We start from the raw sequence: 24,117 nt of genomic DNA on the forward strand, positions 1-24,117 counted from the left end.
ATTGGCAGGTTGCGCGCCGGCCACCAGCGAGGATTTTCATCGGGAGCCATCAGCTCACCTAATACCATCGTCTGAAGCACGCCTCCCAACCCCACGAAATCCGGTGTATCCGTGGTGATTGGCGTGCCGGCACCGCCCCGCGGTGCGATGATGCATCATCCCTGCTCACGGCTCGCCCATGCTCCGCCCCCAGCTGCCGCTCAATGCCCTGCGCGCCTTCGAGGCCGCCGCCCGGCACCAGAACTTCACCCGCGCCGCGCTGGAGCTGTGCGTCAGCCAGGCTGCGCTGAGCCATCAGATCCGGGCACTGGAGGACCGGCTCGGGGTGTCGCTTTTCACCCGGTTGCCACGCGGGGTCGCCCTGACCGATGAAGGGGCCCGCCTGTATCCGGTGCTCAACGAGGCCTTCGACCGTATCGCGGTGAGCCTGGACCGGTTCGTCGGCGGGCATTTCCGCGAGGTGCTGAGCGTGGGGGTGGTCGGCACCTTCGCCACCGGCTGGCTGCTGCCGCGCCTGGGGGATTTCAATGCGCGCCATCCGGATATCGAGCTGCGCCTGCAGACCCACAACAACCGCATCGATCTGGCCGGTGAAGGGCTGGACCTGGCGATCCGGTTCGGTGATGGCGATTGGCAGGGGCAGGTCAGCGATGCCGTGCTGGATGCTCCTTTCGCGCCGCTATGCGCGCCGGCGCTGGCACGTACGCTGCGGCACCCCCGCGATCTGGCCACGGTGCCGTTGTTGCGCTCCTATCGCAGCGACGAATGGCCGCGCTGGTTGCAGGCGGCAGGCGCGCCGGAACTGGACGCCCGCGGCCCGGTGTTTGATTCGTCACTGACGCTGGCCAGTGCCGCCGCCGCAGGCGCCGGCGTGGCGCTGTTGCCGTTGAAGATGTTCGAGCAGGATCTGGCCCACGGCCGTCTGATCCAGCCCTTCGCGCAGACGCTGGAGCTGGGGCGGTACTGGCTGACGCGGCTTCGCTCGCGCGCCGAGAGTGATGCGGCGCGGCGGTTCCGGGAATGGCTGGACGCCGGGTAGATCCACGCCATGCGCGGATGGCCGAACGTCCGAACGCACCTCATCCACGCATGGCGTGGATCCATACGGGATGCGGCACGACCAGCGTGCCGCATCGCCCGCCCCGATCAGGCGTCCAGCAACTCCATCCACGTCTGCTCGGCCTTGCTGAGCAGGGTGGCAGTGGCTTCGCGATCACGCCCGAGCACGGCCATGCGGGTCGCATCGGCGTAGTTCGACGGATCGGCCAGCTGGCGGTCCAGGTCGGCCAACAGCGCCTCCAGTTCGCCGACCTTGGCTTCAGCGGCGGCCAGCTTGTGCGGGTTGGCGGGCTTGCGCGCGGGCAGCGGCGGGGTCGGCGGTGCCGGCTCCGGAGCCGCCGCGGCCATCTTCTGCTTGGTGCCCTGCGCGGCGGGACGCGACCGCAGCCAGGCCGCGTACGCATCCAGGTCGCCGTCGAACGGCTCCACCACGCCATCGGCCACGCGCCAGAAGGTATCGCAGACCAGGCCGATCAGATGGCGGTCATGGGAGACCATCACGATCGCGCCTTCGAAGTCGGCCAGCGCTTCAGCCAGCGCTTCGCGCATTTCCAGGTCCAGGTGGTTGGTCGGTTCGTCGAGCAGCAGCACGTTGGGCTGCTGGTAGGCGATCAATGCCAACGCCAGGCGCGCGCGTTCGCCACCGGAGAAGCCATCCACCGGTTCGAAGGCGCGGTCACCGGCGAAGTTCCACTTGCCGAGGAAATCGCGGAAGGACTGGTTCGGCGCGTCCGGGGCAAGGTCGCGGAAGTGCTCCATCGGCGACTGCCCTTCGTGCAGCGATTCCACCGTGTGCTGGGCGAAGTAACCGATGCGCAGGTCCGGATGCGCGGCACGCTCACCACTGATCGGGTCCAGCTCACCCACCAGGGTCTTCACCAGCGTGGTCTTGCCGGCGCCGTTCGGGCCGAGCAGACCGATACGCTGGCCGGCCTCCAGGCCGAAGCCCACGTTGTGCAGGATCACCGAATCGGCGCCGTAACCGGCCTCGACATGGTTCAGGCGGATCAGCGAGAACGGCAGCTTGGCCGGCGGGGCGAATTCGATGCGGAATTCGCGCTCGGCGCGCACGGCCTCGGTGCCGGCCAGCTTGGCCAGGCGCTTCATGCGGCTCTGCGCCTGGGCGGCCTTGCTGGCCTGCGCCTTGAAGCGGTCGATGAAGCTCTGCAGATGCGCGCGCTCGGCCTGTTCCTTCTCGTGGGCGAGCTGCTGCTGGCGCAGCTGTTCGGCGCGCTGGCGCTCGAAATCGGTGTAACCGCCAACGTACAGCTTGGCGCCGCCACCGTGCAGGTGCAGGGTGTGGGTGGCCACGTTGTCCAGGAACTCGCGGTCATGCGAGATCAGCAGCAGGGTGCCCGGGTACTTGAGCAGCCACTGCTCCAGCCAGAACACCGCGTCCAGATCCAGATGGTTGGTCGGTTCGTCCAGCAGCAGCAGGTCGCTGGGCATCATCAGCGCGCGTGCCAGGTTCAGGCGCACGCGCCAGCCGCCGGAGAACGAGGAGACCGCACGCGAGTGCGTCTCGGCCGGGAAGCCCAGGCCATGCAGCAGCTTGCCGGCGCGCGCTTCGGCGTCATAGGCGCCGATCTCGGCCATGCGCTGGTGGGCGGTGGCAACGGCTTCCCAGTCTTCACGTGCCGCGGCCGCAGCCTCTTCACGCATGACGGCGGCCACCTCGGTGTCGCCTTCCAGCACGAACTGCAGCGCCGGGTCGGGCAGCGACGGGGTTTCCTGGGCCACGCTGGCGATGCGGATCTTGCCGGGCAGATCGACGTCGCCCTTGTCCGCCTCCAGCTCACCCTTCACGGCGGCGAACAGGCTGGACTTGCCGGCCCCGTTGCGGCCGACCACGCCCACGCGGTACCCCGCGTGCAGGGTCAGGTCGACATTGGACAACAGCAGCCGCTCGCCACGGCGCAAGGCGAAGTTACGAAGGGAAATCATCTTGGGGGTCCATATAACGGAATGGAATGTGCTCGTGAGCACCTTTCCTGCGACGTAATTCTAGCGTTAACGAATACTTGACGGGCCCCGGGATGCGCGGCAGGCCTCGTTTCTCTCTCCCACGATCCTGCCCGCGCTTCCCCGGGACCCTCCTGTCGAATCCCCCGCCTCACGTAAATGGTTGCTGCTGCAACGTTTTTTGCGAAAACGGCAAACATTTGACAAGCGATGAATATCCCGTTAATCCGTCTATTGCGCACCGCAACAACCGCCTTCGCAGACCCGATCCTCGATGTCGTGATGTCGCTTTGGTGCAGCACCGCCACTACCGGAGCCACATCCTGATGAACCGCAAGACCAGTACGCTCGCCGCCGCCGTAGCTGTCGCGCTCGGTATGTCCAGCTTCGCCGCTACCGCCCAGGATGCGCCCGCCCGCACGGCGGCCAACACCTTGGACACCATCATCGTCACCGGCACCCGCGTGGCCGACCGCACCGTGGCCGAGTCGCAGTCGCCGATCGACATCATCACCCCCGAGGCGCTGCAGTCCACCGGCACCACCGAACTGGCCACGGCCCTGGCCCGCGCCCTGCCCTCGCTGAACTTCCCGCGCCCGGCCCTGACCGACGGCACCAGCGGCATCCGGCCGGCGCAGCTGCGCGGCCTCTCCCCGGACCAGGTGCTGGTGCTGGTCAACGGCAAGCGCCGCCACACCTCGGCCCAGATCAACGTCAACGGCAGCATCGGCCGCGGCTCCTCGGCGGTGGACATCAACGCGATTCCGATCGCCTCGATCGAGCGCGTGGAAGTGCTGCGCGACGGCGCCTCGGCGCAGTACGGCTCGGACGCCATCGCCGGCGTGATCAACATCGTGCTCAAGGGCTCGTCCTCCGGCGGCAGTCTGGCGCTGGATGCCGGCCAGTACTCGGCCGGTGACGGCAACAAGTACCAGCTCTCCGGCGATACCGGCATCGGCTTCGCCGACGGCCGTGGCAGCGTGCACGTGGCCGGCCAGATCATCCAGCAGGACGAAAGCAACCGCGCCGGTCCCTACCAGGGCACCACGCCGAACACGAGCAACTTCCCCAGCATCGGCCAGACCACCTTCGTGGTCGGCGATCCGCAGGTGGATGCGACCGCCGCCTCGGCCAACGCCAGCTTCCAGTTCAGCGACCACGTCTCGGCCTACGCCACGGCGATGGCCAGCAACCGTGACATCACCTCGTTCGCGTTCTACCGCTCGCGCAACCACCTCAGCCAGGGCGCGCTGCTGGCGCAGACCTACCCGGACGGGTTCGTGCCGGAGATCAACCAGTACTCCAAGGACCGCTCGCTGGTCGCTGGCGTCAAGGGCGATACGGACAGCGGCTGGAACTGGGATGTCAGCTACAACTACGGCGCCAACAAGATCGATTTCCACACCCGCAACAGCATCAACTACGCGCTCGGCGTAAACAGCCCGCGCTCGTTCTACGACGGCGCGCTGGAGTACACCCAGAACATCGTCAATGCCGATGTGACCAAGACCCTGGACTGGGGCCTGGCCTACCCGGTCACGCTGTCCTTCGGCGGTGAGTACCGCAAGGAGAAGTGGGAGCAATCGGCCGGTGAACTGAATTCCTACACCGGCAGCGGTGCGCAGGGCTTCGGCGGCTTCACCCCGCTCAACGCCGTGGACGCCGACCGCGACAACTACGCCGTCTACGCTGGCCTGGAAGCCGACCTCAGCGACAAGTTCTCCGCCGGTGTCACCGGCCGCTACGAGGACTACTCGGACTTCGGCGACAAGTTCTCCGGCAAGCTCTCCGCCCGCTATGCCTTCACCGACAAGGTTGCCCTGCGCGCCACGGCGTCCAGCGGCTTCCGCGCGCCGTCGCTGGCCCAGCAGAGCTACCAGGCGGTGACCAGCACGATCGTCAACGGCGTGTTCGTCGAACGCGGCACCTTCCCGACCACCAGCCCGGCCGCGCAGGCGCTGGGCGCCAGCCCGCTGAAGGCCGAGAGCTCGACCTCCTACAGCCTGGGCCTGGTGCTGCAGCCGGTGGACCGGCTGTACCTGACCGTGGATGCGTACCAGATCGACATCGATGACCGCATCGTGCTGTCCACCAACATCACCACCAATGACGCCGCCAATGCGCTGCTGTCCAACCTGGGGCTGCCGGGCGTCACGGCGTTCTCCTACTTCACCAACGGCGTGGACACCCGCACCCGCGGCGTGGATGCGGTCTCCAGCTACACCATCCCCTTCGCCGCCAGTTCGCTGGAACTGACCGCGGCCTACAGCTACAACGAGACCGAGGTGAAGAAGTTCATCGCCTCGCCGGCGGTGTTCGGCGCGCTGGGCATCACCCAGTCGCTGATCGGCCGCGATGAGATCGGCCGCATCGAAGACAGCTACCCGCGCGACAAGACCATCCTCAGCGGCACGTGGCGTTCGGACCGCTGGGACCTCAACCTGGCCGCCACGCGCTACGGCTCGTTCACCGTGCGCAACTCGGCCACCGCCCTGCGTGACCAGACCTACGACGCCTCGTGGGTGCTCGATGCCTCGGCCAGCTACAAGCCCAGCGAGAACTGGACCCTGACCCTGGGTGCGGACAACATCCTGGACGAGTACCCCGACCGCACCGTGGACCTGCAGAACTCCACCTGGGGCATGCTGCCGTACAGCAACTACTCGCCGTACGGGTTCAATGGTGCCTACGTGTACGGGCGCGTGACCTACAAGTGGTAACAAGGGGGACTGCCGGCCGCTGGCCGGCACCACCGAACATCGCGGTCACCGCCTGAAAAACGCACATGCCCCGGTCCCCCGGGGCATGTGCGCTTGGGCCACCGAAATGCCGGGATCTGCGCATTCATCGCAGCGCGCCTTCGCTGTCCCGGACAGCACATGACCTGACCACGGGGACATAGCAGCATTGCGAGCAAGGATGTTTGCCCGGACCGGCCGCATCGGTGAAAATCGGGGCACCCCCCATCTTTGCGAGCCCCGATGCACCATGACACCGACCTGATCAACATCGTTGCCGTTGGCCTTGGGCTCGCCTTCATCTTTGGCGCGCTGGCCAACAAGCTGCGTTTGTCTCCCCTGGTCGGTTATCTGATTGCAGGCATCTGCGTAGGCCCGTTCACCCCCGGCTTCGTTGCCGACCAGGCACTGGCCAACCAGCTGGCCGAGATCGGCGTGATGCTGCTGATGTTCGGGGTCGGCCTGCATTTCTCGCTGAAGGACCTGATGGAGGTCAAAGCGATCGCCATCCCGGGTGCGATCGGCCAGATCCTGGTCGCCACGCTGCTCGGCTGGGGCCTGGCCGCGTTGATGGGCTGGCCGGTGATCTACGGCGTGGTGTTCGGTTTCTCGCTGGCCACCGCCAGTACCGTGGTGCTGCTGCGCGCGATGGAAGAACGGCGCCTGCTGGAAACCACGCGCGGCAAGATCGCGATCGGCTGGCTGATCGTGGAAGACCTGGCCTGCGTCCTGGCCCTGGTGATGATGCCGGTGCTGGCCGGCGTGTTCGGCCCCGATGCGGCCAATGAAACCCATACCGTCGGCAGCGTGCTGGCCAGCATCGGCTGGACCTTCGTGCAGCTGGGCCTGTTCGTGGCGGTGATGCTGGTGGTCGGGCGCCGGGTGATCCCATGGATCCTGGAGCGCATCGCCGGTACCGGCTCGCGCGAGCTGTTCACCCTGGCCGTGCTGGCGATCGCGCTGGGCGTGGCGTTCGGCTCGGCGATGCTGTTCGGCGTCTCCTTCGCGCTGGGCGCGTTCTTCGCCGGCATGCTGCTCAACGAATCGGAGCTGAGCCACAAGGCCGCCAACGATTCCCTGCCGCTGCGCGATGCGTTCGCGGTGCTGTTCTTCGTTTCGGTCGGCATGCTGTTCAACCCGGCCATCCTGATCGAGCACCCGTGGCAGGTGCTGGCCACCGCCGCGATCATCATGTTCGGCAAGTCTGCCGCCGCGTTCGTGATCGTGCGTGCCTTCGGCCATCCCACGGGTACCGCGCTGACCATCTCGGCCAGCCTGGCGCAGATCGGCGAGTTCGCCTTCATCATCGCCGGCCTCGGCGTGACCCTGAAGATCCTGCCGCCGACCGGCCAGGCCCTGGTACTGGCCGGCGCGCTGATCTCGATCATGCTCAACCCGCTGGTGTTCGGCCTGCTCGACCGCTGGCTGCTGAAGAACCAGGAAACCACCCCCACTGCGGTGGAGACCGAGCTGCCGCCCGGCCCCTCGCTGGACCTGCACGACCATGCCATCGTGATCGGCTACGGCCGCGTCGGCAGCGCCCTGGCGCAGGTCCTGCGCGACCGTGGCGTGCCGGTGATGATCATCGACGACAACAAGGAGCACGTTGCCGAGGCGCATGCGGCCGGCCTGCCGGGCATCCGTGGCAGCGCGGCCTCTGATCGCGTGCTGGCCGAAGCACACCCCGAGCGCGCAAAGATCGCCGTGCTGGCGATTCCGCAGCCGCTGGAAGCCGGTGAGACCCTGGCCAAGCTGCGCGCGCTCAATCCGGGCCTGACCCTGCTGGCGCGCGCACACAGCGATGCCGAGGTGAAGCACCTGCTCGCCCACGGCGCCGATGGCACGGTCATGGCCGAGCGCGAGCTGGCCTATTCGCTGGCCGAGATGGTGATGTCCACCCCGCCGTACCGCACGATGGGGCAGCAGCACAGCATTCCGGTGGTCTGACCGCCGCTACCCCACCGGCACGCAGATATCGGCGCGCAGGATGGCCTCGGGCACCTGTTCGGGGTCATCCAGGTAGTGGTAGTACAGCTCTGCATCGCGCAGCGTGTGACCACTGTCGGGCAGCCAGTCGCGTAGCAGGGCATCAGTGGCCGCTTCCAGGCCCGCGTAACTGCCCACATGGCGCAGCACGGCATACGTGCCGCCGCCCAGCGTCAACGCACGCAGCGGGGTCGGTAGCGCCTGCGGCGTGCGCCCGAAGCCCATTGCGCAATCGAATACGCATTCCTGCGCCGGCGCATCGCGGTGGTCCGTCCGGGCGATGCCGATCAGCTGCTGCAGCTGCTCGGCCCAGCCCTGCTCGGCGGCCCAGGTGAAGATCTCGCCGAACGCCTGATCCAGATCATCGAAGGCCCCTTGCGTGCGCAGCGCCACCACATCGAAGGGGTCCAGTGTGGTCACCGTAACCTGCAACGGCACCGTCGCGTCTGCGTGATCGCCCGCCGGCAGCGCCAGCCGCTGCTGCCAGTGGCTGCGCAGCCCGGCATTCTCGCGCAGGCTGCTCGGCGTGGCATCCAGCGCCTGGCGACAGGCGCGGGCCAGCGCCTGTGGGCTTTCATAACCGACGTTCAAGGCCACCTCGGTCACCCGGCTGTCCGCCTGGCCGAGCAGCTGCAGCGCCTGCAGCAAGCGCAGGCGCGCCACGGTGCGCCCGGGCGTTTCGCCGGTCAGCGCGCGGTACAGGCGATGGAAATGGAACGGTGACTGGTGCGCGATCGCGGCCAGCGCTTCCAGATCCGGCAAGGGATCGCCAGCACGCAGGCAGGCCTGCAGATGGGCGATGACGCGATCGATACCGTGGCGCTGGCGGACCTGGGCAATGCGGCGCATGGCGGGCTCCCTCTCTAGGTGACGCTCAGCGTGCGTCGTGTCCCACCTTGGCGCGTGGCCGATCTTGCGCAGTTGGGCGATCGTCAGCCGATCCTAACCCTGCAGGTAGAGCCACGCCATGCGTGGCTGCGGCGCCGGAAGAAGAAGCAGCCACGCATGGCGTGGCTCTACCCCATGGCGGAGAATCCCATGGCCGCATGGAAAAACCCCACGGCGGCCGGCCCGCACCGGCCGCCATGGGTCCTGCCCTTACGCCTTGGCCAACGCCTGCTCCAGATCGGCGAGCAGGTCGTCGATGTGTTCGATGCCCACCGACAGCCGCACCGTGTCTTCGCTGACGCCCGCCTTCTCCAGCTCGGCCGCATCCAGCTGCCGGTGCGTGGTCGAGGCCGGATGCGTGGCCAGGGATTTGGCATCGCCCAGGTTCACCAGGCGAGTGAACAGCTGCAGCGCGTCCAGGAAGCGCGCGCCGGCCGCGCGGCCACCGGGCAGGCCGAAGGTCAGCACGCCGGAACCGTAGCCGCGCAGGTACTTCTGCACCAACGCGTGCTCGGGATGGTCGGGCAGCGCGGCGTAGTTGACCCACGCCACCTTGGGATGGCGCTGAAGGTGTTCGGCCACCGCCAGCGTGTTGGCGTTGATCCGGTCCAGGCGCAGCGCCAGGGTCTCGATACCCTGCAGGATCAGGAAGGAATTGAACGGTGAGATGGCCGCGCCGGTATTGCGCAGCGGGACCACCCGCGCGCGGCCGATGTAGGCGGCCGGCCCGAGGGCGTCGGTGTAGACCACGCCGTGGTAGCTCACGTCCGGCTCGTTCAAGCGGCGGAAGCGCTGCTTGTGCTCCGCCCAGGGGAAGCGCCCGGAATCCACGATCGCCCCGCCCAGGCTGGTGCCATGACCACCGAGGTACTTGGTCAACGAATGCACCACGATGTCCGCGCCGAAATCGAACGAGCGCTGCAGGTAGGGCGTGGCGACCGTGTTGTCCACGATCAGCGGCACGCCATGCGCATGCGCGATCTTTGCCACCGCCTCGATGTCGGTGATGTTGCCGCGCGGGTTGCCGATGGATTCGACGAACACCGCCTTGGTGCGCTCATCGATCAGCGCGCCGAACGCCTGCGGATCGCGGTAGTCGGCAAAGCGCGTTTCGATCCCGAACTGCGGCAGCGTGTGCGCGAACAGGTTGTAGGTGCCGCCGTACAGGGCACTGGCCGAGACGATGTTGTCGCCCGCCTCGGCGATGGTCTGGACCGCGTAGGTGATCGCGGCCTGGCCCGAAGCCAGTGCCAGTGCACCGATCCCGCCCTCCAGCGCGGCGATGCGCTGCTCGAGCACGTCCGTGGTCGGGTTCATGATGCGGGTGTAGATGTTGCCCGGCACTTTCAGGTCGAACAGGTCCGCGCCGTGCTGGGTGTCATCGAAGGCGTAGGCCACGGTCTGGTAGATCGGCACCGCCACCGCGCGCGTGGTGGGGTCGGGGCGGTAACCGCCATGCACCGCGATGGTCTCCGCGCGCCACTGTGATTCGGGACTGCCGTGTTCGGACATAGCGCATCGCCTCCAGGTGAGTGCCGACGATACCGAACAAAAAACCCCCGCCGAGGCGGGGGTTCATGCCGAACATGCATGGTGTGAGGCCCAGCGGTTATCAGGCCGCCGGTGCGCGCGGGGCTCAGCCCTTCACGAACACCAGCTTGCCCTCGGCCGCATCGACCCGGATCACATCGCCGTTGAGGAACTCGCCGGACAGGATCTTCTGCGCCAGCGGGTTCTCCAGCTGCGACTGGATCGCACGCTTGAGCGGACGCGCACCATAGACCGGATCGAAGCCGACGTTGCCCAGCAGCTGGAAGGCCTCGTCGCTGACCTCGATGCGCAGGCCGCGTTCGGCCAGGCGCTTTTCCAGGCCCTGCATCTGGATGCGGGCGATCTGCTTGATCTGCACCTTGTCCAGCGGGTGGAACACCACGATGTCGTCCAGGCGGTTGATGAATTCCGGGCGGAAGTGCGCCTGCACCACGCCCATCACCGCGGCCTTCATCTGCGTGTAGGCCTCCGGGCTGTCATCGCTGCTCATGTCCTGGATCTGGTGCGAGCCCAGGTTGGAGGTCATCACGATGACGGTATTGCGGAAGTCCACCGTGCGGCCCTGGCCATCGGTCAGGCGGCCATCGTCCAGCACCTGCAGCAGGATGTTGAACACGTCCGGATGCGCCTTCTCCACCTCATCGAGCAGGATCAGCGAATACGGGCGGCGACGCACCGCTTCGGTCAGGTAGCCACCTTCTTCGTAGCCCACGTAGCCCGGGGGCGCACCGATCAGCCGCGCGACGCTGTGCTTCTCCATGAACTCGCTCATGTCGATGCGGATCATCGCGTCGGCGCTGTCGAACAGGAACTCGGCCAACGACTTGCACAGCTCGGTCTTGCCCACGCCGGTCGGCCCCAGGAACAGGAACGAGCCGCTGGGACGGTCCAGATCGGACAGGCCCGCACGCGAACGCCGCACCGCATCGGAGACCACCTTGATCGCCTCTTCCTGGCCGACCACGCGGTTGTGCAGCACCTCTTCCATGCGCAGCAGCTTGTCGCGCTCGCCTTCGAGCATGCGGTTGACCGGGATGCCGGTCCAGCGCGAGACCACTTCGGCGATCTCCTCGGCGGTCACCCGGTCCTGGACCAGCTTGAACTCACTGGTTTCCACTTCCTGCGCGGCGGCCAGCTGCTTTTCCAGCTGCGGCAGCTGCCCGTACTGGATCTCGCTCATGCGGCCGAAGTCCTGGCGCCGCTGCGCCGATTCCAGTTCCAGCTTGGCCTGTTCGATCTGCTCCTTGATCCGGGTGGCACCCTGCAGCGTCGCCTTCTCCGACTTCCAGATTTCATTGAGGTCGGAGAATTCGCGCTCCAGTGCATCGATATCGGTTTCCAGATCGGCCAGGCGCTGGCGCGAGGCGTCGTCCTTCTCCTTCTTGAGCATTTCGCGCTGGATCTTGAGCTGGATCACGCGGCGTTCCAGGCGATCCAGTTCCTCCGGCTTGGAGTCGATCTCCATCCGGATGCGCGAGGCGGCCTCGTCCATCAGGTCGATGGCCTTGTCCGGCAGCTGGCGGTCGGCGATGTAGCGGTGCGACAGCGTGGCCGCCGCGACGATCGCCGGGTCGGTGATTTCCACGCCATGGTGCACGGCGTACTTTTCCTTCAGCCCGCGCAGGATCGCGATGGTGTCTTCCACGCTCGGCTCGCCCACCAGCACCTTCTGGAAGCGGCGCTCCAGCGCGGCATCCTTCTCGATGTACTTGCGGTATTCGTCCAGCGTGGTCGCACCGACGCAGTGCAGCTCACCGCGCGCCAGCGCGGGCTTGAGCATGTTGCCCGCGTCCATCGCGCCATCGGCCTTGCCCGCACCAACCATGGTGTGCAGCTCGTCGATGAACAGGATCACCTGCCCTTCGCTCTTGGCAAGGTCGTTGAGCACGCCCTTCAGGCGCTCTTCGAACTCGCCGCGGAACTTGGCACCGGCGATCAGCGCGCCCATGTCCAGCGACAGCACGCGCTTGCCGCGCAGGCCCTCGGGCACTTCGTCGTTGATGATGCGCTGGGCCAGGCCCTCCACGATGGCGGTCTTGCCCACGCCGGGTTCACCGATCAGCACCGGGTTGTTCTTGGTGCGGCGCTGCAGGACCTGGATGGTGCGACGGATCTCCTCATCGCGGCCGATCACCGGATCCAGCTTGCCGCTCTCTGCGCGCGCGGTCAGGTCGATGGTGTATTTCTCCAGCGCCTGGCGCTGGTCTTCCGCATTTTCCGACTGCACGGTCTCGCCGCCGCGCACCTTGTCGATGGCGGTTTCGATCTTCTTCCTGTCGGCACCGGCGGCGCGCAGCGCCATGCCCAGGGTGCCGCCGTCGTCGACCGCGGCCAGCACGAACCACTCACTGGCGATGAAGGCATCGCCGTGCTGCTGAGCCAGCTTGTCGGTGTTGTTGAGCAGCCGGTTCAGATCGTTGCCGATCGACAGGTTGCCTTCCTGCCCCGAGACCTTGGGCAGGGCCTCCAGGGTTTCATTCAAACGTTCGCGCAGTACCGGCACGTTGACGCCGGCCTGGGCCAGCAGCGGGCGGGTGCTGCCACCCTGCTGGTCCAGCAGCGCGCTGAACACATGTACCGGTTCGATGATGTTGTGGTCGCGGCCCACGGCCAACGACTGCGCGTCGGCCAGCGCCTGCTGGAAACGCGAGGTGAGCTTGTCCATCCGCATGTTCTTGTCCTCGATGTAAACGGGGCTGGCCGTGCCAGCACTGTCCCTGAGATGCGGTTACGGGGGCGTGTTTCAAGGGTGGATGAGATGCCGATTCAGGCTTCGTCAGGCCCCTGGCGGGCGGCCCAGCAGGGGCGGTTCGGGCGGCAATGGCACCAGGCAGCCGATGCCGGCCGGCAGGTCCAGGGCCACGTCGTAGCCGCCGGTGACGCCGTAGCCGACCCGCCACGACGAGGGAAACAGATCCGGCAACTGGAAGGCGATATCCACCGGAATGTTCGCCAAGGTATCGGCCACCTGCAATGGCGTGCTGGCCGGCGCGTACTCGATGTCCTCCGCGCCGCGCGTGGTGATGACATTCTTGCGCTGGATTGCGGCGGCCGGCACCGACGAGCGTGGCGCACCACGCATCTGGAATGCCCCATTGAAGCCGGTGTCGACCAGCATGAGCATGTTTTCGCGACCGCGGATCGGGTAGCGGGCCTGCTGGAACGGCCCCCACAACGAAGAGGTGAACACCATCCGCCGTGTGCAGGCGGCTGGAGTCTGCGTCCCGAGCAGGGTCAGCGTGTCACGGGAAAGGCGGATCCGTCCCAGCGCGCGCAGCACATCCAGGCCGATCAGGTTGAGCTCGCGCGTGGCTTCGCTGTTGAACGAGACATCGCGCACCCGCTGCCCGCCCAGCTCGATATCGATCGGTGCAGCCAGCCCCGCCTGCTGGATGTCGCCGTCGATGATGCGTGAGACCACGAAGTTTTCGGTCACCGTCAGGCCCAGCGATTTGGCCAGCGCGCGCGTGATGTGCGAACGCGGGGCGCCGGTATCGACGATGAAGGCCGCCTCCTGGCTGACGGGATGGCCGTCGCGCGTGCCGTGCAGGGTAAGCGTGACCGAGGGCAGCTCGTTGCTGAACTGGATCGGCACCGCCACCTCCTGCTCGCGCTCGGCAACGGGCGGCGCACTGCGCGGCCAGGCGGTGAACGCCGCGAATGCCGGGCGGGTGACATCGGGCACTTCGTCGCCGGGCTTGAGCATCGTCACGATGGTGCGCTGGTAGTCCTCGCGCACGCGCAGCATCAGGCTCGCCCATCCAGCGATATCGCCCTCGATCAGCGCATTGCCGGCCAAGGTGGATTCACACAGGAAGGCCAGCCCCTGCAGCGCAGGCGGCGCATCACGGGTTTCGTCCAGGCACTGGCGTGCAGCCCGATTGGAGGCGGCCAGCTCACCACGGACGCGGTGATAGCCTGCCGCACCCAGGTGCCGGCGTGCACCGGATACCCCGCTCATCTCGCGCAGCGTCGTCAGTTCCGCACGCAGCACTGCATCGCTGTAGCCGAAGCCATCGTGCAGGGCCACCGGGTCGGCCGCTACGGCAGCCGGCAACATCGCCACGCACACGCCCATCGCCCACATCCGCATCGCCTGCTCCCATCGACATCCCCGCTCGACCCTAGCACGGGAACCACGCTGCGCTCACGCCTGCTTTCGGCTGCGCGGGCCATGCTGGCCACCGGTTCCGCACGGAGTGGCTGCATGCATTACGAACTGTATTACTGGACCGGCATCCAGGGCCGCGGCGAGTTCGTGCGGCTGGCGCTGGAGGATGCGGGCGCGGGCTACACGGACATGGCGCGGGTCCACGGCGATGCCGTGATGCAGCCGTATCTGGACGGCAAGGTCGAGGGCCTGCAGCCGTTTGCCCCACCATTCCTGCGCACCGGCCGGCAGGTGATCGCCCAGGTCGGCGCGATCCTGGATCATCTGGGACCGGAGCTCGGCCTGGTGCCCGATGCCAGTTCACGGCGGCAGCAGGCCCTGCAGTTGCAGCTGACTATCGCCGATCTGGTGGCCGAGGTGCATGACACCCACCACCCGATCGCGGCCTCGAAGTACTACGACGACCAGAAACACGAAGCCAAGGCGCGCGCGGCGTCGATGCGCGGCGAGCGCATGCCCAAGTTCCTCGGTTACTTCGAAAACGTGCTCAAGCACAACGGTGGGCGTCATCCGCTGCGCGAGCACTCCTATGTCGATCTGTCGCTGTTCCAGCTGCTGAGCGGGCTGGAGTACATGTTCCCGCGCCGCATGCAGGCGCTTTGGCCGACGCTGCCGCAGCTGCGCGCCCTGAAGGACCGGGTGGAAGCCCGGCCCAACATCGCCGCCTATCTCGCCTCGGAACGACGCCTGGCGTTCAACACCAACGGCATCTTCCGGCATTACCCGGAGCTGGATGGCGAGCAATGATGCCGAGGGGCGTGCAGCGGTAGCTCACGACCGCTGGTCGTGAGCAGGTAGTGCCGGCCGCTGGCCGGCTCCCCAGCAGACCTGCCCCATTCGGTAGCTCACGACCGTTGGTCGTGAGCACAATGAAACGAGCCGGCCAGCGGCCGGCACTACGAGAGCGCTACGCGCGTTCCGAAGGCTGCTTCTGCAGCGACAACAGCGCCAGCAATCCGGCCAGCGCCACGTACGCGCCGGTGAACTGCCAGCTGATGATCTTCGGCAGGCCCTCCAGCTGCCACGGCAGATAGATGCCACCGCGCGGATCCACCGAGTGGATCAGGCCGAACAGGGTCAGCACCGCCGCCACCAGCAGGAACCCGGAGGCGCGCAGCAGCTTCCCATCGATCATCGCCACCACCGCCGCGATCCATAGCATCGAGGTGATGATGAAGCCGTTGCCCAGGGTGAAGATCACCGCCAGCTCCGGCAGGCCATGCCCGTCCAGCGTAGTGGTCATCGCCGCGAGCTGTTCCGGGGCTATCCAGCCCGGGGCCTTGATCGCCAGCAGATAGGCCACCGAAGGCAGGAAACCGAGCACCATCGCGCCGGCGTGCTCGCGCGGCGTGGCCTGGAAGGCCTGGGTGGTGATGTCGATCGCCACGTACACGATGATCGGCGCCAGCACGGCCAGCGGCAGCCACTGCACCAGCCCGGAAATCACCCCCAGCATGCCGCCGATGCCCACGAACAGGCCGGTCAGCAGCGTGTAACCGCTGCGCGCGCCCATGTGCTTGTAGGCCGGCTGGCCGATGTACGGCGTGGTCTGCGCGACGCCGCCGCAGAACCCGGCCACCAGCGTGGCGACGGCCTCCACCAGCAGGATGTCGCGGGTGCGGTAATCATCACCGGCCGCACGCGCGCTTTCGGAAACGTTGATGCCACCGACCACCATCAGCAGGCCGAACGGCAGCAGCAGCGGCAGGTAGGTGATCGCGGTCGGCAGGCCATCGATGAACCCCAGTGTCGGCCAGGGCAGCACCACCTGCGGCGGTACCCACTCAGGCACCTTGAAGCCCGGCGCACCCAGGCCGGCCAGGCCGAGTCCGTAGTACAGGATCGTGCCGAACACGAAGGCGACCAGCACGCCGGGCGCGCGGATCGGCAGTTTGCGCTTGGCGATCAGCACGTACAGCAGCAGGCCGAGGGTGACGAAGCCGACGACCGGCGAGCGCAGCGTTTCCAGCAGCGGCAGGAAGCCCATCAGCACGATCGCGATGCCGGCGATCGAGCCGAGCAGCGAGGCGCGCGGCAGCGCGCGGGTCACCGCCTCGCCAAAGAACGACAGGATCACCTTGAGCACGCCCATAATCACCAGCGAGGCCATGCCCAGCTGCCAGGTGGCGATGGCCGCATCGTGCGGGGCCAGGCCCTGGCCCTTGAAGGCGAGGAAGGCCGGGCCGAGCACCAGCAGCGCCATGCCGATGCTGGTCGGCGCGTCCAGGCCAAGCGGCATCGCGGTGACATCATCGCGACCGGTGCGCGCGGCCAGCCGGCGCGCCATCCAGGTGTAGAGCACGTTGCCAACCAGCACGCCGAAGGCGGTACCCGGGAACATGCGGCCGAACACCACATCCGCGGGGAACTGGAAAATGCCGACCAGGGCCATCGCGATGAAGCCGAGGATGGACAGGTTGTCGACCACCAGGCCGAAGAAACCGTTGAGATCGCCGGCGACGAACCAGCGGGGGCGTCCGGTGGGGACGGGAGCGGAGGCGGACATGCGCGGGGGCGGCCATGGGGAGGGGGTAGCCGATGGTAGGGCCTCGCCGCCCCCAGTAACAGGCACACCGATGGAACGCCGGGATGTATGGGTCATCGCATACGCGATTGCCTCCGGGCAGAGCCGGCCGCTGGCCGGCTCCTTCAGAATGCGTCGGGCAATGGCGGGAGCCGGCCAGCGGCCGGCACTACCGGAGCGCGGGGATCAGGGCTTGTTGAGGAAGTTGTTCGCCAGCAGGTCCCGTACATCCCCGACCCGCCCGCTCAGCAGCGCCTTGGCCGCGTACAGGGCAGTACCGGCCACCTGCTTGGCTTCCACCTGCGGCGGCATCACCAGCTCGGTCGGGCTGGTGTGCACGTCCAGCAGCGCCGGGCCAGGGTGCGCCAGGAAATCCTTCACCGCCTGCTCCAGGTCCTCCGAGCGGGTCACGGTGCGGCCGTAGAACCCGATCACCTCGGCCAGGCGGCCGAAGTCGGGGTTCTTCAGGTCGGTGTAGTTGTCCAGCAGGCCTTCGACCTTCTGCTCCAGCTCGACGAAATTCAGCGAGCTGTTGTTGTAGACCACCACCTTGATCGGCAGGTTCTCCTGCACGGCGGTGAGCAGGTCGCCCAGCAGCATCGCCAGGCCACCGTCGCCGGAGAGCGAAATTACCTGGCGGCCCGGGTAGGCCTTCTGCAGGCCCAGCGCCTGCGGCATCGCATTGGCCATCGTGCCGTGCAGCAGGCTGGTCAGCGTGCGGCGGCGCCCATTGACGCGGATATGGCGCAGGATCCAGACCATCGGCGAGCCGCCATCTGCGGTAAAAAGCGCGTCGTCGGCAGCGTGGCGGTCGATCAGGGCGGTGAGATGCTGCGGGTGGATCAGCTCGCCCTCGCCCGGCTGCTCTTCCTTAGCGCGCGTGGCCAGCGCCTTCTCGCGGTGCTCCATGCACTCATCCAGGAAGCTGCGGTCCTCGCGTTCGGGCAGCAGTGGCAGCAGTGCTTCCAGGGTCGGGCCGATATCCCCTACCACGCCCAGATTCACCGGATGCCGGCGGCCCAGATGGCTGCCATCGCGGTCCACCTGGATCAGCGTGGCCTTGTCCGGGTAGTACTGGCCCCACGCGAAATCCGCGCCGAGCAGCAGCAGCGTGTCGCAGGCCATCAGCGTGTGATACCCGGACTCGATGCCGAAGATGCCAGTCATGCCCATGTTGTACGGGTTGTCGTACTCCACGAAGTCCTTCGCGCGCGAGGTATGCGCGATCGGTGCCTTGAGCCGGGCACCCAGCGCGACCAGGGCATCATGCGCATGTTCGCAGCCCGCACCTGCGTAGATGCCGATGCGCTTGCCCTCGCCGATCAGCGCGGCGATGCGCTGCAGTTCATCGTCCGACGGGCGCAGCACCGGCTGGGTGTGATGCACCGAGAATGGCATATCGTGCTTGACCTCCGCTTCGCTGATGTCGGCCGGCAGGATCACCACCGCCACCCCGCGGCGGCTGATCGCCGCCTGGCACGCCAACGTCACCACGCGGCGCGCCTGCTCGGCGCTCTGCACCTGCTCGCAGAACACGCTGCAGCTGCCGTACACCGCCTTGAAATCGACTTCCTGCGGGAACTCCATGCCCAGCTCGGCGGTGACCACCTGGCTGGCGATCAGCACCATCGGCGCGCGGTTGCGGTTGGTCTCGAACACGCCGTTGATGAAATGCAGCCCGCCCGGGCCACACGAGCCGGCGCAGGCGGTGAGCTGCCCGCTGATCAGCGACTCGGCACCGGCGGCAAACGCAGCCACTTCCTCATGCCGCATGTGTACCCACTCGATCTCGCTGTGATGGATGGCATCGGTGACGTAGTTGAGGGTATCGCCGACGATGCCGTAACAGTGACGGACACCGGCGGCCTGGAGGGTCTCAACCACGATCTCGGCAACGCGCTTGCTCATGGGAAACAGCCTTTGGACGGGGGGCTGCAGCGTAGCCATCCAGAGGTGATCGTCCTGTAGGCGCGGGCCTGAATCCCTCACATTGACGGGCCCTTTCAATGGCTTTCAGGCGCAAGCAACCGCGCTGCGCCACCGTGCAGCCGCTCCCTTTCTTCGTAAGAGGCAACATCGAGTTGCGCCTCATTCTCTTGTTGGCGGCCGGCGATCCCCACGGGCCGTGCATCCAGTGCAGGTCAGACCGATAAGCGCTCAGGGATTCGCGTTTACCCAGCCGAGAATGTCGCCCTGGGTCGGGTTGGCGTAGCGCACCTTCACCCAGCCGTCGATTTCATCCAGCAGTTCCACCCGGTCATCGCGCACCAGATAGCGGCGGGTGGCGGTGTCGCCGGGCCGGGCATACAACGGCAGCCGTGCCGGCACCACCTGGCCACTGAAGGCCAGCAGCCGCCGGTCACTGCGTGGGGCCACCAGCCCGTCGGAGATGGCCGTTTCCAGCACCTTGCCGGCAGGATCAAACGTGCTCCAGACCGCCATCGGGCCACTCTCGGCAGTCTGCTTGACGAAGATCGTCGCCTCCAGTGCGTCGCCCAGCATCAGCGCGCGCTCGGCGCGGTACAGATACAGCCGTCCGTCGTGGTAACGGTACAAGTCCACGTACCACATCGAGCCGCTGCGACAGCTGCTGCTCAAGGTGCGGTTGGCGGCGTCCACATCCAGGCCCATCAGCCCGCCGCAACGCGAACGTTGATGCGAGGCCGGTTCCAGCGCCACCAGCTTCTCCTGTCCAGGATTGTAGCGATACACCGCCACCGCTTCGTTGACCATGCCCACTGGCCCACTGACGACCAATTCGGGGTGCCCATCGAAATCGACATCCTCGGCCCTCAGACGCGGTGCGGAATCTTCGTTCACAATCTCGAGCCGAGGGATCGTCTGGCGTTTCCCCGAAGAATTGAACAGCACGGCAATGCTCTGATCGGGCTGAATCTGCACGGTGGCAGCCTGACCTGGTGCGAAGGTGATGCGCAGCGCGGTATCGGGCTCCGCACCATGCGCAGCCACCGGCACGCACGCCGGTAGCATCAGGCCACACAGCTGCGCATAGCGCAGCCAACCATTCCGTTTCATACCCATTTCCTGCCGCGCCACGCGGGCGCCCTGGTTCAGAACGATACTTCAACCGCCTGCTGCGCCCACAGCACCGACTGGTGGCCAGTGGCCTGCTTCCACGCCAGGCGGATCGCCTCGATGTCGGCGCGGCGCTGCGGGGTGTTCTCGTGCAGCACCACCAGCACCTTGGTGCGCAGGCGGTTCGGCTCGGCGGCGCCACGGAACAGCCACTGGCCGTAGGCATCGAACACGGTCAGGCCGTCCGGGAAGCGCGGGGTGACTTCCTTGTCGAGGAAGGCGCGCCACTGCGCTTCACTGATGCCCTCGGTCTGCGGGCGGTCGGCCACGCCGGTTTCTTCGCCTACGCCGAAATAGAGCTCGCTGCGGACCCAGCCGGCCGCAGCGTCCGGGCGCGCGGCGTCGCCCTGCAGGGTCGCCGTGGCGGCGGCTGGCGGGGTGGATTTGGCGGCCGGGGCGGCGGTGGCACAGCCGCTGGTGGCCAGGACCAGGGCAATCAGGATGGCGCGGAACGACATGGACAACTCTCCGGAACTCGGGGACAGGCAGGGGGAAGGAGCGTGCCGGACATCCCGGTCCGGCGCAGATCGCCAATCGCTATCTGCTGATAACCACCCCGATGGGACTTGCGTCACACAGGGACATCACGCGAAGATAATATATCGCTTCATCCGGATGGATTGGTAGTGCCGACCTTGGATCGGCGATGCCGGCTCCTTCCACCACCCCTCCCCCGCCCCTCCCTCCCCCTCGTCGTCCCGCTGGAGTCCGCATGTCCCGTCCGTCCGCGTCGCGCCTTGGCCTTGCCATCGCGCTCGTCCTTTCCTCCCCCCTGCTGGCCCAGGACGTACTTGCGCAGGACGCGCCGAACACCGCCAAAACGCTGGACACCGTGATCGTCACCGGCACCCGTGCCGTTGACCGGGCCGTGCTGGAATCCACCTCGCCGGTGGATGTGCTCACCGCCGAGGACATTCGCAAGGCCGGCGTGGTCAATGGCGAGCTGGGCAGCGCCCTGCAGGCGCTGCTGCCCTCGTTCAACTTCCCGCGCCAGTCCAACTCCGGCGGTGCCGACCACATCCGGGCCGCCCAGCTGCGCGGCCTCTCGCCCGATCAGGTGCTGGTGCTGGTCAACGGCAAGCGCCGCCACAGCAGCGCCCTGGTCAACACCGACAGCAAGATCGGCAAGGGCACCACCCCGGTCGATTTCAACGCCATCCCGGTCAGCGCGATCAAGCGCATCGAAGTGCTGCGCGATGGCGCCGGTGCGCTGTACGGCTCCGATGCGGTGGCCGGCGTGATCAACGTGATCCTGGATGACGCGCCGGAAGGCGGCGCATTCGAAGCGAGCTTCGGCGCCAACCACACCGACCTCAAGCCGATCGACCGCACCCTCACCGACGGCCAGACCAGCTACGCCAGTGCCAAGGTCGGCACCCGGCTGGGTGATGAGGGCGGCTTCCTGCGCGTGGGCCTGGAGCTGAAAAATCACGAAGGCACCAATCGCGCCGGCTTCGACCAGATCCCGCCGTGGGACCAGACCCCGACCAACCTTGCCCTGCAGGGCAAGCGCAACTACGTGCTCGGCGATGGCAAGACCAAGGACCTGAACGCCTGGTACAACGCGCAGCTGCCGTTCGGTGAAACCTCCACGTTCTACAGCTTCGCCACCTTCAACCAGCGCGACAGCGAAGGCGCGAACTACTTCCGCTACCCGGACAGCGACGCCAACTGGGCGCAGGTCTACACGAACGGCTACCGTCCGATCTCCGAGGGCGAAAACCGCGACGTACAGGCCGTGGCCGGCGCGAAGGGCCAGTGGGGCGAGTGGAACTACGATGCGAGCCTGGATTACGGCATCAACACGTTCACTTACCGCCTGCGCAACTCGCTCAACGCCTCGCTGGGCCCGACCAGCCCGACCCGGTTCAAGACCGGTGATTACCGCAATGAGCTGACGGTCGCGAACGTCGACCTCGGCCGTGTGTTCTCGCAGGGCGAGAGCATCACCCACAGCCTTGGCCTGGGCCTGGAAGCGCGCCGCGACCATTACCAGACCCGCCCGGGCGATCCGACCAGCTATGCCGCGGGTTCGTTCACGGATCGCCCGACCGGCTCGCAGGCCGGTGGTGGCCTGACCCCGCAGGATGCGACCTCGCTCTCGCGCGATGTCGCCAGCGCCTACGCCAGCCTGTCCAGCCAGTTCGGTGAGCATTTCTCAAGCGATCTGGCCGCACGCTACGAGCACAGCGATGATTTCGGTGGCGAGCTCACCGGCAAGCTGGGCCTGCGCTACGAATTCACGCCGGCCTTCGCGCTGCGCGGTGCGATCTCAAACAACTTCCGTGCCCCGTCGCTGGCGCAGATCGGCTACGAATCCACGTCCACCGGCTACAACGCGGCCGGCCAGCTGGTGCAGGGCCGCGTGCTGTCGGTGAACAATCCGATCGCGCGTGGCCTGGGCGCCACCGACCTGAAGCCGGAGAAGTCGCTCAACACCAGCCTGGGTTTCACCAGCCGTATCGGCGAGCACTTCGATGTCTCGCTGGACTTCTTCCAGATCGACATCGATGACCGCATCGCACTGTCGGAAAGCATCACCGGTGATGCGCTGACCGACTACGTGCAGCAGCAGTTCGGCGTGGCCGGCCTGCAGAGCGCCAGCTTCTTCGTCAACGCCGCCGATACCCGCACCCGCGGCGCGGAACTGGTGAGCAACTGGCGGCAGTCGCTGGGCGATGGCGAGCTGGTGCTGACCGGCACCTACGCCTACACCAAGACCACGCTGAAGAACGTGCTCGCCACCCCGCCGGGCCTGCTCGCGCTGGATCCGGACTACGTGCTGTTCGGCGTGGAAGAGACCAATACGCTGACCGATGCGACCCCGCGCACCCGCGCCGCGCTGGCCGCCAGCTGGGCCGATGATCGCTGGTCGCTGAGCAGCCGCCTGAGCCGCTATGGCAGCGTCACCCGCGTGTTCAACTTCGGTGATGGCTATATTCCGCGCCAGACCTACGGGGCCGAGTGGCAGCTGGATGCCGAGGTGGAATACAAGATCACCCCGCAGTGGAGCGTGGCGCTGGGCGGGCAGAACCTGACCGACAACTACTCGGATCTGTCCAACGACGATATCTACTACTTCGGCAACCTGCCGTATGACGTGCTGTCACCGATCGGTAGCAATGGTGCGTATTACTACGGGCGCGTGCGGTATACGTTCTGACGGGGTGCAGCCGACCAACGGTCGGCTCTACCGGGTTTGGTGCAGCCGACCGACGGTCGGCTCTACCGGGTTGCTGCAGCCGACCAACCGGCTCTACCGGTGGTGAACGGGGAGGCGGCATGGGGTGATGCCATGACCTGGCAATCACATCCACGCTGGCATGTTGGTCACCATGGCCAACGACTTCCCCCAACGTCCGCCGCCGCCGCTGCTGGACGATGCCTGTGCGCTGTTCCTGGACGTGGATGGCACCCTTATCGAATTCGCGGACGACCCCGAGTCGGTCGCGCTGCTGCCGGATGTGCGTGAAGCGATCGGGCGCATCAGCGACCGCCTGGATGGCGCGGTCGCGCTGATCAGCGGCCGGCCGCTGGCCCAGCTGGACAAACTCTTCGCTCCCCTGAGCCTGCCCGCCGCCGGCCTGCATGGCCATGAGCTGCGCAACCACGAGCAGCGCGCGCAGAGCAGCCATCCCTCCGCCGATACCAGTGAGTGGCTGCACGCCCTGCACCAGCAGGCGATGCGGTTCGCGCATGGCTATCCCGGCGTGCTCGTTGAAGACAAGGGCCGCAGCCTGGCCCTGCATTGGCGTGGTGCTCCGCATGCCGCCAATGACGTGCGTGCGTTTGCCGAACGGCATATCCGCGGGCATGGCGGCTACCGGCTGCAGCCCGGCGACCATGTGATCGAATTCCTGCCTGAAGGCAGCGACAAGGGGCGTGCGATGCGGCAGCTGATGCTGCAGCCGCCGTTCCGTGATCGCATGCCGGTGTTCGTCGGCGATGACCTCACCGATGAATTCGGCTTCGGCGCAGCCAATGATCTGCATGGCTGGAGCGTGCTGGTCGGTGCGCGCGAGCCGAGCGATGCGGTGTTCTCGCTGCCGACGATACGCAGCGTCCACGCCTGGCTTCGCGAGAATGCCTACTGATGCCTTGACCCCAAGGCCCCCTGACGCCGCGCGCAGGTCTCCCCCACC

General features: G+C 67.0%; 15 protein-coding genes. 6 read left to right on the top strand and 9 right to left on the bottom strand.

Translation table 11 applies throughout. From position 1 onward, the window contains the following. Positions 1 to 178 precede the first annotated feature (178 nt). Positions 179 to 1,039, top strand: coding sequence for a LysR family transcriptional regulator (locus tag OC373_RS05220; RefSeq protein ID WP_261997192.1), 861 nt, complete (start codon positions 179 to 181; stop codon positions 1,037 to 1,039). 107 nt (positions 1,040 to 1,146) lie between these two features. Here OC373_RS05220 and OC373_RS05225 read toward each other — a convergent pair whose 3' ends face one another. After that, positions 1,147 to 3,003 (bottom strand): ABC-F family ATP-binding cassette domain-containing protein, encoded by a 1,857-nt coding sequence (locus OC373_RS05225; protein WP_070425778.1) that lies wholly within the window; start codon positions 3,001 to 3,003, stop codon positions 1,147 to 1,149. A gap of 344 nt (positions 3,004 to 3,347) precedes the next feature. Here OC373_RS05225 and OC373_RS05230 point away from each other — a divergent pair, with 344 nt between their 5' ends. Both OC373_RS05230 and ybaL read left to right on the top strand, forming a co-directional pair. Further along, positions 3,348 to 5,741 (top strand): TonB-dependent receptor, encoded by a 2,394-nt coding sequence (locus tag OC373_RS05230; protein ID WP_026070238.1) that lies wholly within the window; start codon positions 3,348 to 3,350, stop codon positions 5,739 to 5,741. A gap of 261 nt (positions 5,742 to 6,002) precedes the next feature. Beyond that, complete coding sequence (gene ybaL, locus OC373_RS05235; protein WP_019186130.1) at positions 6,003 to 7,706, top strand: YbaL family putative K(+) efflux transporter; 1,704 nt, start codon at positions 6,003 to 6,005, stop codon at positions 7,704 to 7,706. A gap of 6 nt (positions 7,707 to 7,712) precedes the next feature. On the opposite strand, the gene OC373_RS05240 is transcribed toward ybaL, so the two are convergent. The 4 genes from OC373_RS05240 to OC373_RS05255 form a co-directional block, all read right to left on the bottom strand. Continuing rightward, positions 7,713 to 8,594, bottom strand: coding sequence for an AraC family transcriptional regulator (locus tag OC373_RS05240; protein WP_261997193.1), 882 nt, complete (start codon positions 8,592 to 8,594; stop codon positions 7,713 to 7,715). Between the two features lie 249 nt (positions 8,595 to 8,843). Continuing rightward, a complete protein-coding gene (locus tag OC373_RS05245) occupies positions 8,844 to 10,145 on the bottom strand; it encodes an aminotransferase class I/II-fold pyridoxal phosphate-dependent enzyme (protein ID WP_261997194.1) in 1,302 nt (433 codons plus the stop codon). Positions 10,146 to 10,269: 124 nt separating this feature from the next. Beyond that, positions 10,270 to 12,855, bottom strand: coding sequence for an ATP-dependent chaperone ClpB (gene clpB / locus OC373_RS05250; RefSeq protein ID WP_261997195.1), 2,586 nt, complete (start codon positions 12,853 to 12,855; stop codon positions 10,270 to 10,272). Between the two features lie 105 nt (positions 12,856 to 12,960). Beyond that, a complete protein-coding gene (locus tag OC373_RS05255; RefSeq protein ID WP_261997196.1) occupies positions 12,961 to 14,277 on the bottom strand; it encodes a retropepsin-like aspartic protease in 1,317 nt (438 codons plus the stop codon). A 114-nt stretch (positions 14,278 to 14,391) separates the two neighbouring features. On the opposite strand from OC373_RS05255, the gene OC373_RS05260 reads away from it, so the two are divergent. Continuing rightward, complete coding sequence (locus OC373_RS05260) at positions 14,392 to 15,102, top strand: glutathione S-transferase (protein WP_261997197.1); 711 nt, start codon at positions 14,392 to 14,394, stop codon at positions 15,100 to 15,102. A gap of 160 nt (positions 15,103 to 15,262) precedes the next feature. Here OC373_RS05260 and OC373_RS05265 read toward each other — a convergent pair whose 3' ends face one another. The 4 genes from OC373_RS05265 to OC373_RS05280 all read right to left on the bottom strand — a co-directional run bounded on the left by OC373_RS05265 (position 15,263) and on the right by OC373_RS05280 (position 20,433). After that, positions 15,263 to 16,861 (bottom strand): membrane protein, encoded by a 1,599-nt coding sequence (locus OC373_RS05265; RefSeq protein ID WP_046273848.1) that lies wholly within the window; start codon positions 16,859 to 16,861, stop codon positions 15,263 to 15,265. A gap of 204 nt (positions 16,862 to 17,065) precedes the next feature. Beyond that, positions 17,066 to 18,787 carry a thiamine pyrophosphate-dependent enzyme gene (locus OC373_RS05270; RefSeq protein WP_261997198.1) on the bottom strand — a complete coding sequence of 574 codons (1,722 nt, stop codon included), beginning with the start codon at positions 18,785 to 18,787 and terminating at the stop codon, positions 17,066 to 17,068. A gap of 249 nt (positions 18,788 to 19,036) precedes the next feature. After that, a complete protein-coding gene (locus tag OC373_RS05275; RefSeq protein WP_261997199.1) occupies positions 19,037 to 19,915 on the bottom strand; it encodes an SH3 domain-containing protein in 879 nt (292 codons plus the stop codon). Positions 19,916 to 19,950: 35 nt separating this feature from the next. Further along, positions 19,951 to 20,433, bottom strand: a complete 483-nt coding sequence (locus tag OC373_RS05280; protein ID WP_261997200.1) for a DUF3574 domain-containing protein — start codon at positions 20,431 to 20,433, stop codon at positions 19,951 to 19,953. A 254-nt stretch (positions 20,434 to 20,687) separates the two neighbouring features. On the opposite strand from OC373_RS05280, the gene OC373_RS05285 reads away from it, so the two are divergent. Further along, entirely contained in the window at positions 20,688 to 23,138 is a 2,451-nt protein-coding gene (locus tag OC373_RS05285) for a TonB-dependent receptor (RefSeq protein ID WP_261997201.1), read from the top strand. 172 nt (positions 23,139 to 23,310) lie between these two features. Beyond that, complete coding sequence (gene otsB, locus OC373_RS05290) at positions 23,311 to 24,069, top strand: trehalose-phosphatase (protein ID WP_261997336.1); 759 nt, start codon at positions 23,311 to 23,313, stop codon at positions 24,067 to 24,069. The last annotated feature ends 48 nt before the right edge of the window (positions 24,070 to 24,117 follow it).

Origin of the sequence: Stenotrophomonas sp. Ste96 (assembly GCF_024519495.1) — a bacterium.
Classification (GTDB): Bacteria; Pseudomonadota; Gammaproteobacteria; order Xanthomonadales; family Xanthomonadaceae; genus Stenotrophomonas; species Stenotrophomonas bentonitica_A.